Origin of the sequence: Marinospirillum sp., assembly GCF_035271045.1 — a bacterium.
In the GTDB taxonomy this organism is placed as follows: domain Bacteria; phylum Pseudomonadota; class Gammaproteobacteria; order Pseudomonadales; family Halomonadaceae; genus Marinospirillum.
The window spans coordinates 32577-44762 of record NZ_DATESC010000027.1 but is presented as its reverse complement, the minus strand read 5'-3'; the positions used below and the strand labels follow the sequence as shown (position 1 = coordinate 44762).

Sequence of the window (12186 nt, the reverse complement as noted above, 5' to 3'; positions counted from 1 at the left end):
GCGAATTCTACAGCGTTTCGCTTCAGTGTCAAGGGTTATTTTTAAATTCTTTTTAAACCGCTTAGACAAAAAGAAAGTACATTAAAAACAACCAGTTACACCCCTTGCCAGTGATTGCTACAGCGCTTATTGCTAAGTGCTCCCTGACAAGAGAGGCGCATTATAGGCACAATTTTAAAAGATGCAAGTGCTTTTTGTAAATATTTTACTCTACTGCACCAACAACCCTAAATCTTTATACTTACATCACCTTTCTAAGGCTATAAGCTAGAAGGCAATAAGGAACATTGACCAACTCATTTGCCTAACCTAATTAAGAAGTAGAACCCATGATGAAAAGATTGCTTTATTTTTTTACGATTGGCCTAATTTTAATCACCCTGAGTGCCTGTAGCTCGCTTATGTCAAAACTTTCTATGTCAAAACCTGCAATCACTGCTAACCAACCAATAATCAGTCCTAATGACCAAAACGACTATTTGAATTTTCAGCTAACCAACGGTTTAAAAGTACTGGTCATTAGTGACCCAACGGCAGACAAAGCTGCTGCCTCTATGAATATAGCGGCTGGTAGTTACCATGAGCCAGATGCTTGGCCAGGTTTGGCACACTTTTTAGAGCATATGCTATTTTTAGGCACTGAGCGTTTTCCTGAACCCGATGCTTACCAGAATTTCATTAGCCAGCACGGTGGTAGCCACAATGCTTTTACCTCAGCTAGAGACACTAACTACTTTTTTGATGTGCAACCTAATCACCTAGAAGCTAGCTTAGAGCGCCTAGCCCAATTTTTTATTGCACCTTTATTAAGCCCTGAATACCTAGAGCGTGAAGTAAATGCTGTTCATTCAGAATGGAGCGGCACTTTACAGGACGATAGCCGTTTACGTTTAACGGCTTTACGTCAGGCCTTTAATCCTGACCACCCAGCCTCACGTTTTAGCGCTGGCAATAAAGAATCTCTAGATATTAGCAATAACACCATACGCCAAGCTTTATTAGATTATTATCAAATCTACTACACCACCGACCGCATGACTTTGGTGGTCTTAGGTAAACAGCCCGTTAATGAATTGCGTGGCATGATTGAAACGCATTTTTCTGCTATAAAAGAAAGCAGAGCAACACCAGAACCTAATTGGCCTAGCTTGTTTACCGAAGAGCAATTACCGGCACAGGTTGACTACTTGCCACTACGCCAGCAACGCCAATTACAACTTTTATTTCCTATAAAGGACCAAACGGCTAACTACCGCAAAAAAGCCGACCGTTACTTAGGTGGTTTAATAGGACATGAAGGCGAAGGCAGCTTGCTAGCCGTATTAAAAGAAAAAAACTGGGCCACTAGCCTTTCGTCCGGCACACAAATGAATACAGGTAGCGAAGCCTTATTCTCCATCAATATTGAATTAACACCGGCTGGTGATGCACATCAAGCAGAAATTCTTACCTTAGTTTTCAATCATATCAATCTAATTAAACAACAAGGCGTAGAAGCATGGCGCTACCAAGAAGATGCCCAGCTAGCCGCGAATGCTTTTCGCTATTCAGAAAAAAGCAAAGCCAGCAGCCTAGTGACACACTTAGCAATGAACCTTGCTAACTACCCAGCACAGGATGTGCTTAGAGCACCCTATGCCTTTGATGTGTTTGATCCAGCGCTTATCCAAAGTTTATTAGATCAACTCACACCAGAACGTCTACTTATTGTACGCACTAGCCCCGAAGTAAAAGCCAACCTAACAGGGCAATGGCTACCGGCACATTTCAGCCTTAGCAAACCAACCATTACTATCAACACAGCAACAACAACTACCCGATTACCGCTAGCCAATAGCTATCTACCCTCTAACCTTGCATTAAAAGAAGGCAAATCTGCTAAACAACCTAAAGCACTCATTCAAGAACAAGGAATGGAAATTTGGCAAGGCTTAGATACCAGCTTTGAAGTACCGCGTGCACGACTTTACATTAGCCTTCAAAACCCACAGGTTACAAAAAACTTAAAACAACGCCTTTTAGCCCGTTTAGCCGCTAGCTGGTTAAACGACCAACTCAATGCCTCCGCCTACCCAGCACGTTTAGCAGGATTAAATTACGATATTTACCCACACGCGCGTGGCATAACACTAGCGCTTGGTGGCTTTAATGCCGAACAACCTAGGCTTATTGAACAAATGCTACAAGCACTACAAGCAGCTCAAGTCAATGGGCAACAGTTTGCTCGCCTACAACAACGACTCAAGCAAAACCTACAAAACCAACAAAAAGACCGTTTAGTTCAGCAGCTAATTCGTAAGCTTTCTGATGATGCCATTGAACCCGGTAGCTGGACGCTTGAAGAGCAGTTAACAGTCTTAGAAAAACTGTCTTCGGCTGATCTTAGCAACTTCTTAACCCATTTTACCGAACAGCTTTATGTGCAAATAATGGCTTGGGGCAACATCACGCCAGAAGAAACTTTAGCCCTAGGCGAACAAGTTAAGCGCCAGCTGCAGCCAACTTTAAATGCGGCTGATGTTGATTTAATTAAAATAAAACAAATCCCACTAGGGCAATGGCAAAGCAAACTCAACCTAGATCATAACGATCGTGCGCTACTCTTTTACATTCAAGCAAAAGACCAAAGCCTCACAGAAGAAGCAAAGCTAAGCTTATTGAATCAAACACAAGCGGCTGCTTTTTTTCATAACCTAAGAACCCAGCAACAACTAGGTTATGCTGTTTTTAGTAGTACTCTGCCATTAATGCAACAACCTGGTATTTTTTATTATGTGCAATCACCACAAAATGAACCTGAATACCTAGCTGCAGCAATAGAAACCTTTTTGTTAGAAGACAAGCAACGTTTAGAACAACTTAGCACAGCCGATTTTCAACAACACCAGCGCAGCCTAATGAATAACCTACTACAAGAAGACCAACGCTTAGGTGAAAGAGCAGAACGCTTATGGAGAGAAGTAGGCAACCAGCGCCAAGATTTTGACCGGCGCGAACAACTAGCTAAGGCTATCAAGCAATTAAGCCAACAAGACCTATTAAACTTTTATGATGAAGTAATGAGTCGCCAAAGAGGTTTTTATCTATTAGGCACTACGCCAGTACAAAGCAACCAACCTTTGCCTGGCGCGGCAGCAAAAACTAAAGAATGGAAAATTAAATAACGCGTTATTCGTCAATAACCAAACCACGGTGAAGCACCCGTTTTAAAACTATTCCCAATACCGGACTCGCAGCCATTACCCCTAACAAGGGTAGTGGCGAACCATCGCCTAAAATACCTACTGCACCACCGGCCAATGCGCCTATTGCAAAACCACTGGCATTCATTACCGCACTGGTAGTTGCTGCACTGTGTGGAAAATATTCTGCAGCGCTGGAAATACCATTAGCAATAATCAATCCCTGCATACCAATAAACAGCATAATTAAACCAACGGTTATCCATAAAGGAGGCGGTTGAATAATAAAAATCAACAGCAACAAACTACCCGTAACTAGCTGAACACCCTGCCCAATACCTAAAATACGTAAAGGACTCGCACGACTCAATAAACGTACATTTAAACGGTTACACAAAATCAGCATCACAATATTTAACCCAAAAATAAAAGGAAAAACCTGTGCGCTAACGCCGTAATATTCCATATACAGCAAAGAAGAGCCGGTAATAAATGCAAACATACTGGCTTGACTAAAAGCGGTTGCCGCTAAAAAACCCAATACAGGGCGATGCTTTAATACTTCTAAATAACGTCTTAATGGGCTTTTAGTCGGCTCAGTCGAAATACGCCGCGTTTCTGGTAATTTCCACACCAGTACCGCCAGTAATAACGCAGCATAAATACCTAACCCAATAAAAATACTGCGCCAGCCACTCAGCAGCAACAAAGCACTGCCTAGAAAAGGTGCGAACAAAGGTGCCGCCATCATAATAGCCACTACACGCGATAAGGCTTTAGCCGCCTCTCGCCCACTATAAAGATCACGCACAACAGCCATGGTATTAACCACACCCACGCCACCACCAAAAGCTTGAATCAATCGTGCAGCCCATAGCAGTTCAATAGTGTCGCTAGTGGCAGCCATTAAACTACCTACAACATAAAGCGCTAAGCCACTAAAAATAGTAATGCGTCGACCATAACGATCCGATAAAGGCCCACCAATTAACTGACCAATAGCAAAACCCATTAAGTAAATGCTAACCGTTAGCTCAATTTGGTGGATAGAAACGTCCAAGCTATCTGCAATAGCTGGCATTGCAGGCAAATAAGCATCCACAGCCAGTGGCCCTACTGAAATCAGCCCCGCTAGCATCCAAATAAAACCACGGTGTGAAGTTTGTTTTTGATTCATAAAACTTAGAATGACTCCATAAACTGCAAAGGCAACATCGACTCCACCCAAAACTGTAGTTCTTGTAGTAAAAATAGCTGTTTATCGTCCAAACCTTGCGTGCTTAAACGAATCAATTCCGTCTGTAAACCTTGTAGGGTTAGGCTAGAAGAAACCGATGAATGTAAACGCTGCCAACGAAATTCGTCCCAACGCTCTCTTTCAGCAGTCGTTAAATATTCAGGCCAATTACGCGCACGGTAACGAAACAGCATTTCTTCACAGCGCGGGTCTTCAAAATTCAATTCTAATTCACTTAACGCTTCGGCTGGTGTGCTGCGTATTTGCTGAAAGCGCTTGCGATCATTAGTTGAAAAGAAAGCACCGGAATACAGCATTAGATCAGGATCACCAGCATCTTTAAATCCACCCTGCCCATCCGCAAACACCTGCTGCATCTTAGAAACAAATGCAGCATCTAAGTTTGTTAACTGCTGCCAATGGCTTTCATTCAATACCAAGTTAATGCCGTGGCGCTCAGCAATGGCTGACTCCATCGCATTCACTGGCAATACAATAGAGCAACGGTTTAAATGAATGAGCTTTAAAGGAATACGACTTAAACCCTTGGCTTCTAAATCAACATTACTCACAAACACTCGCTGCATAATTTCTGCAGCCGATAAAGTCAGTAATGCTTGTGGATTTTCTGATAAATCGTAAACAATCACCCCGTTAGGATTGCTGGGATGACGCGCCAAAGGCAATACAATAGCAGCGCAACCACGGCTGGCAGGAAAGCGACTAGAAATGTGCAGCAGCGGACGCGGGTCATCTAAGTTAATCGCCTTAGCTACCTGCTGCTTACCACGCATATTAAATAAATGCTCAAACATACGCGGTTGGGCTTTTTTCAACAACTTAGCTAGCTCAATCGTGGCATACACATCGGCCAAAGCATCGTGCGCTGCATCACCGTGCTTAATACCATTAGCAGCGGTTAAATCCTCCAGCTTAAAGCTAGGCGTACCATCTTCTTTACGCGGCCAATTTATACCTTCAGGACGCAGTGCATACATAGCCCTCACCACGTCGATTAAATCCCAACGTGAATTACCGTTTTGCCATTCTCTTGCATAAGGGTCAATAAAGTTACGGTAAAACAGATGCCGCGTTACTTCGTCATCAAAACGCACCGAGTTATAGCCAACCACGCAAGTGTTGGGCTGGCTCATTAAATCATTAACTGCACCAGCAAATTCTGATTCAGGTACACCTTCATTTTTAGCATCTTGTGGCGTAATGCCAGTAACCAACACGGCCATAGGGTGAGGTAAAAAATCATCCGCAGGCGTGCAATAAAACATTTGTGCTTCGCCAATTTGGTTAAAATCTGCATCGGTACGAATCGCACCAAATTGGCTGGGGCGATCAAGGCGCGGGTTAGCGCCAAAAGTTTCATAATCGTGCCAAAGAAAAGTCACTTGCTTGTGCATAATAGCCTCAGCGTCCTAAGGGTAATAATTCAGTTAAAGGGCGTTCACCATTTAAAGCCGCCATTTCATCCTTACTTAACCACTGGTTGGCATCTTGTTTAGCCAACTCAGCTAACTTAGCAAGTAAGTGCGCCCAACTACAGCGGTTAGCCAGCAATAAACCGTGTACATCTAAAGTGCCACCACGGTTGATATAGCCCAGCGCTGCGGTTTTCTCGACACCCAAATCTAACGGGCGCAAATGCCCTAACAAAACTTCAGGACGGGTATGGGTTAGAAAAACTCTAGCCTGCACGCTAGTAGGGAATAATTGATTACACAGTTCGTCACTGGCCTGCCAAGCAGCTTCGTAGCTATCACGTGGCATACGGAAACGCCCCGGCTCTTGTAAATAAACCAAGGAAGCCTCAACGCCTTTTTCTTGTAATCGCTGCCAAGCTTTTAGCGCCTGCTGTAATTGGTAAGCACCTACCGCCACTAGCTGCAAAGCCGCCTGTGGATCACCTTCCACGCAAATAGCGCCGTCTTTACTTAGCTGGATTGCCTGTTCAGCAGTTAAATAAGAAGGCAAAGCACGCTTAGGCACAACCAAGTTAGCAATTTGCCCCCTGTGCTGATAAACCGCTAACAAGGCTGCGCCAGCTGAGTTGGCATCGGCAGGAAAAATAACCCGCGCTACATCGCTCATTTCACCCAGCAAGGCTTCCGCTAGGGTAGAATCTTGGTGCGACTGTTCGTTCTTACCGTTTTCCCACAAGTGTGAACTGGAAATAATGGCGACAGAGCGCCAGCCCGGTTGTTCACCGCCTTCCATTTGATGCCTAGAAAAAATAATTTCTTGGCGCAAAGCCCCCAGCATTTTTACCGAAAAAGCTTCATAAGAAACGGCTAGGTTCAAACCGCCCCGATTAGCCAAAACAGCACTGACCACCGCTTCTTCATTCAAAGCCGTAATCACGCCACCATCTAAAGCTTCATCTTGTGAAAATTCAGGTGATGCCACCCGATGCTTTAACTTAGCAAGCGTCAAGCCCATATTGTTGCTCGACATTTCATCAGGGTTACCCACCCTAGCCCTTAACTTGGGGTTTTCTTTAATTAGCGCACAAAAAGCCACATCAACCGAAGTCATGGGGGAATGCAAACGCAAATCGGCAGGAATCCAAGGCGCTTCAGGCATTACTGGGTTCGCTACTTTGCGTACCGCTAAAGGGTGGTCTTTTTCTTGCGGGCGATTTTGCGCTTGGTGCTGGGCAAAACTTGCCACCGCTTGTTTTAAATCATCGGGCGATTGCCATAATCGCGCTGCACCTTCATTAAATAAACGTAAAGATTCAGCATCTTTGGCTGGGTTAGCAGGCAAGGGCGTACCGTGCGCACGGTTAGTCCCAGCACCTGAAAAACCGTAGCCTTTCGATGATTCAGCAACCAAATAAGGCAGGCGTGCAGGATAAGAACGATCACCCCGTTGAATGGCAGCCGCTTCATCTTCTAACCACTGCTCGCCCACCAAAATACCCCAAGCAAAAGCGGCAGGGTCTTGGCCGTCGATAACGCTGGGTTCAAAACCTTGGTGCTCTAAATGCTTGGCAAACCATTCAATACCACCTTGCAGCATTAAAGTGGTGCGCTGGTCGATACGGCGACCATTGGCAATCATAATAGGCACAACCCAACCGTTATCTTCAGCACGCCACCATAAAGGCGCCCAATCACTGCCGCGCTGCTCTTCAAAAGCACCATCCGATAAAAAAGCCACTAGGCGCTCATTCTTTTCGCTGGCATGTACATACTGCAAAGCCGTAAAACCTAAATAACCGCCTTCACTCACTGCACCGGCAGTATTCACGTTTAAATGGCTACCTAAAGGCGAGGCTGGTTTACCTTCATTATTTAGCTCATAAGAATAAAAATCTTGTACAAAACGGCTTAGCGATTCATCTGACCAATCAGGGTAAGCCGCTGCATGGCGTGTTTTTTGATTGCCTAACAAAAGGTTTACACTGTCGATGGCAGAAACGCAGTGGCCTTGTTCCATTAACCAACTACGAGTGTCGCCGCTAAACAAATTCGCCAACATATAACCCACATAAGCCGGCACCATGTTTAAAGAACCGCCCGTATGACCTTGTGGGTCGGCTTTAAAATCAGCAGCCGTTAAAGGCTCGCCGTTAATATCCACTCGCTTTGCATAAGTGGCATGGACCACTAACCACATAGCAGCATTAGCTAGCCTATCGGCTGCTTTTAAGCGTTCCAATAAAAGTGAGCGCGATTGCCCTTTGGCAACTAACTTATCTAACAGCTGGGCAATGCGTACTTGCGTTAAATCTTGATGCACAATAACACCTAGACCTGCAGCCCAAGCAGCAAAATCAACATCACTAGCGCGTAATCTTGATGCCTGATCGGCAATATGAGAGGTATCCATAACAACTCCTTAACTTACTTCAACTTAATCTGCGCTACCCGCAGCTTCATCTGCTAGAATGTGCGGCTTATCAAAGGTTGGGTAGCGCTGGTTTTGTTTAGTCTAAGCCTCCTGACGCAGCTTTGCACCAAGACCTACTGACCAAAACCTGCTGACCAAGACCCACTGGTTGTTTTATATCATTTTTTGTAGCAAGGGCCGCCTAAACTCATGAATTCGCTGTTCATAAGAATTGCACCATTTTTATTTAAACCGTCTCTTAATCATCAGGATCCTAGCATCCGGTTATTAGCGTTAAATCGCCTCGACCTTAGTGTCGATCAACAACAGAGCGCTTTTTTAAGTTGGCTAGCACAAGAGCAAGATTCACAATTGCTTAAAGAAGCATTACCACGCTTCCCTAGTCCAATAAAACTCATTGAGCTGTTTAATAAAAATCAACAAAACGAATCGCTTTATCAAGCACTTAGCCAGCATTTACAGCTGCTGTTAAGCAAAGATGCACAGCTTAACCCTGCTGAGCGCCAATCGCTTTCGTCACAAATTACCGACCAAGCATTACTGCTTAGCTTAGTTCAACAAGGTGAGCCTGTAGATTTTCGTCTTTCTTTACTAACGCATTTAGAAGCGACCGAAGAAGACTGGCTGACGATCGCGCTTAGCAACAGTCTTGCCAAAGTTCGCCAAATAGCCGCTGAAAAAATAGCGTCTGAAGCTGCATTAGAAAAGCTAGTTAAAGAAGCCCAAGGTGATAAGCGCGTGCAGCGTATGGCAAGGGATAAACTTAATGCCTACCGCGCCGCGCAACAAGCAGAGCAAGAAGCAGCGCAACAGCGCTTACAGTTGCTAGAGCAATTACAAAAGCTCATTAATGTAGGTGATGAATCACTTTATCGCGCACGTTTTGAACACCTAACCAGCCAATGGCAAGACGTGCAATTAGCGCCAGATGCAAAACTGACTGAACATTTTGAACAGCTTAGCCAAACGGCCAACAACTTCATTCAACAATTACAAACAGCAGCGGCGGCGCGTCAAGCTCAAGAAGCCTTGCGTCAACAAAGCCAGCAGCAGCAGCAGCAATTGCAAACCCAGCTGGATGAATTAGTTGAGCAACTAAAAATACAACCTGCTGCAACAGAAACACTTTTGACCAGTCAACTAGCCGCGCAATGGCAGCAAACCTTGCTAGATTTTATGCCCAGCAAAGGTGAACAAAAAACCTTTGAGCAGCAGCTACAACTGGCGAATGAATTAATAGCCTGCTCGCAAGCTTGGCAAGAAACACAGCCACAATTAAAAGAGCAGCTTCAAGCTTTAAATGAACCGCCAAGCCAAACTCAACTGCAACAGCTTAGTGCTTTATTAAACACGATTAATTGGCATAACAATTTGCCTATACCTGCATTAGTTGAGCAGGCCAAGCAAGTATTAAGTACCAGCGATCAACAGAAAAAAACTGCTCGTCAAGCCGTACAAGATGCCAAACAGCTGAATTTAGACCGCATTGAACAAAGCTTTATTCAGCTAGAGCAACTGATTGACTTAGGGCAAAGCAAAGAAGCGATTAAACTGCACCAGCAGCTACAAGCGGAAGCGGATAAGCTTGGTAATAGTCACCGCCTTGCCATTTTCTTTCGTGGTCTAAGCGCTAAAATTGCTGAATTACGTGATTGGCAAGGTTATGTTGCTGCACCTAAGCGCGAAATGCTTTGCCAACAAATGGAAAGTTTAGCCGCTGACACCAGCATGATTCCACAAATTAAAGCCGATAAAATTCAAGCACTCCAGCAAAAATGGCGTGAACTGGGTTCAGCAGCAGCCAATAAACCGCTTTGGGATAGATTCAAGCAAGCTGCTGACTTAGCTTATGAGCCTTGTAAAATTTGGTTTGCTGCACAAAATGAAGTACGCGACTACAACCAAACCCAAAAATCCGTTATTTGTAATGAACTAGAACAACTTGCGCTTAGTGGTGGTTTGTTAGCGATGGACGAACAAGCGCTTGATGAGCTGCTAGTACAAGTTCACGAAGAATGGCACCGCTTTAATCCGGTTAACCGCACTGAAGGCAAACAATTAGCCAACCGTTTTCAGCAAGCATTAACGCCGATTCGTGACCAACTGTATCAGCTGCGCCAAACTCACGCAGATAACAAACGCGCACTGATAGCAGCAGCCAAAGCACTGCTAGAAAGTGACGACCTGCAAGCAGCGACTGAAACCAGCAAGCAGCTTCAGCAAGAATGGCGCACTGTAGGCGCAGCACCGGGAAGCCTAGAACATCAGCTTTGGAAAGAGTTTCGTGCCCAGTGCGATAACTTATTTAAACTGCGTGATGAGCAGCGCAAGAATCGTTTAGAAGAACACTTGCAACGCTTTGCTCAAGCGCGTCAACAGTTAGTTGAAGCTAAAGAGGCACTCGCCACTGGTGAATATCAGCAAGCATTAAAGTTATTTCAACAAATAACGGGGCTACGCCAGATTCCTAAAAAGGAACAACAACGCTGGCAAGCAGAACTAGATCATTTGGCTGAGCAGTTACAACGCATTGAACAACAACAGGCGCGTAAAGATTTAACGCAACAGCTTGATGACTTGTTAAATGTGCTACCTGAAACAGGTGAGCCAGAAGATTCACTAGAAGCCAAAGGCTTAATTGTTGAGCTTGAATTATTGGCTGGCGTACCCGTGCAAGCAGCAGATCAACAACTTCGCTTACAACTGCAAATTAACCGTATGAATGCGGGTTTAGGTGTACCTGATGAAGCAACTACTTTGCAAAACATTCAGCAGCTATTAGAGAAATGGCATGAAATTGGTGGCAGTAAAACCAGCCCACTTGGTCAACGCTTAATGGCAGCGATTGAGGTTTATCAAAACCCTAGCTAGCTAACCAACAAACAAACAATAAAAAAACCCAGACCTAAATCTGGGTTTTCTTGTTTTACGGCCTCTGTTAACTAAGAAGCTAAAGTAAAACTTAGTGCATGAACTGACCACCATTGGCAGAAATGTTCGCACCCGTAATAAAGCTAGCGTCTTCATCCGCCAAGAACACTACAATGCGTGCAATGTCTTTGGGTTCACCAAAACGGCCAACGGGGATTTGAGCACGAATACCTTCACGAATTTTTTCTTCAATTTTCATGATCATATCCGTAGCAACGTAACCCGGTGAAATAGTATTCACGGTTACGCCATTACGCGCCCCTTCTTGAGCAACTGCTTTAGTAAAGCCGTGCATACCTGCTTTAGCAGCAGAATAGTTAGCCTGACCAAACTGACCTTTTTCAGCATTAATAGAAGAGATATTAATAATACGGCCAAATTTTTGCGTTAACATTTCGTCAAAACAAGCTTTTGACGTATTAAATACGCTACCTAGGTTAGTGCTTAGCACATCGCCCCATTGAGTAGCATCCATACGCTTTAAAGTAGCGTCACGGGTAATACCTGCGTTGTTAACTAATACTGAAACTGCACCAAACTGAGCTTTAATTTCTGCATGACTTTTTTGAACTGATTCAAAATCAGCAACGTCGGCCTGACTAATCGCAATATCAAAACCTGCTGCTTTTTGTTCTGCTTGCCAAACTTTGGCTTTTTCTTCGTTAGAATAACCAGCAACAACCTGATAACCCGCTGCGGCTAAAGAACGGCAAATTTCTGCACCAATGCCACCTGTACCGCCAGTGACCCAAGCTACACGTTTTTGCATAGCAAACTCCCTCTGTTAACACTAAGCTTAGCAGCACTGCCGCTAAAACCCGTGCCTGATAAGTAGATAAACAGGATAGTTATTATTTGACCCGTCTGAATTAAGGCAAAAGGTTATTATTTTATTCTTATTATATTCAATCCCCTGCACCTAGTAAGTTACACTGTTACTCCCTCAAAGCCAACAAGCACACCTTACAA

6 protein-coding genes are annotated in these 12186 nt (G+C 44.4%); 2 read left to right on the top strand and 4 right to left on the bottom strand.

The genetic code is table 11. The features are described from left to right. Positions 1 to 416: 416 nt before the first annotated feature. Positions 417 to 3164: an insulinase family protein gene (locus VJY63_RS10250; RefSeq protein WP_324050558.1), complete on the top strand. Its 2748-nt coding sequence runs from the start codon at positions 417 to 419 to the stop codon at positions 3162 to 3164. Between the two features lie 4 nt (positions 3165 to 3168). Here VJY63_RS10250 and VJY63_RS10245 read toward each other — a convergent pair whose 3' ends face one another. The 3 genes from VJY63_RS10245 to VJY63_RS10235 are packed head-to-tail and all read right to left on the bottom strand — an operon-like array spanning position 3169 to position 8265. Further along, on the bottom strand, positions 3169 to 4359 hold the full coding sequence (locus tag VJY63_RS10245) for a multidrug effflux MFS transporter (protein ID WP_324050556.1): 1191 nt from the start codon (positions 4357 to 4359) through the stop codon (positions 3169 to 3171). Positions 4360 to 4364: 5 nt separating this feature from the next. Next, positions 4365 to 5834: an exodeoxyribonuclease I gene (gene sbcB, locus VJY63_RS10240; RefSeq protein WP_324050554.1), complete on the bottom strand. Its 1470-nt coding sequence runs from the start codon at positions 5832 to 5834 to the stop codon at positions 4365 to 4367. Positions 5835 to 5841: 7 nt separating this feature from the next. Next, entirely contained in the window at positions 5842 to 8265 is a 2424-nt protein-coding gene (locus VJY63_RS10235) for a xylulose 5-phosphate 3-epimerase (RefSeq protein ID WP_324050553.1), read from the bottom strand. 210 nt (positions 8266 to 8475) lie between these two features. On the opposite strand from VJY63_RS10235, the gene VJY63_RS10230 reads away from it, so the two are divergent. Then, the gene (locus VJY63_RS10230; RefSeq protein ID WP_324050551.1) at positions 8476 to 11157 is read left to right on the top strand and encodes a DUF349 domain-containing protein; all 2682 of its coding nucleotides are present in this window, start codon (positions 8476 to 8478) and stop codon (positions 11155 to 11157) included. Positions 11158 to 11248: 91 nt separating this feature from the next. Here the strand turns inward: VJY63_RS10230 and phbB are convergent, their stop codons facing one another. Next, a complete protein-coding gene (gene phbB, locus VJY63_RS10225; protein ID WP_324050549.1) occupies positions 11249 to 11986 on the bottom strand; it encodes an acetoacetyl-CoA reductase in 738 nt (245 codons plus the stop codon). Between the last annotated feature and the right edge of the window lie 200 nt (positions 11987 to 12186).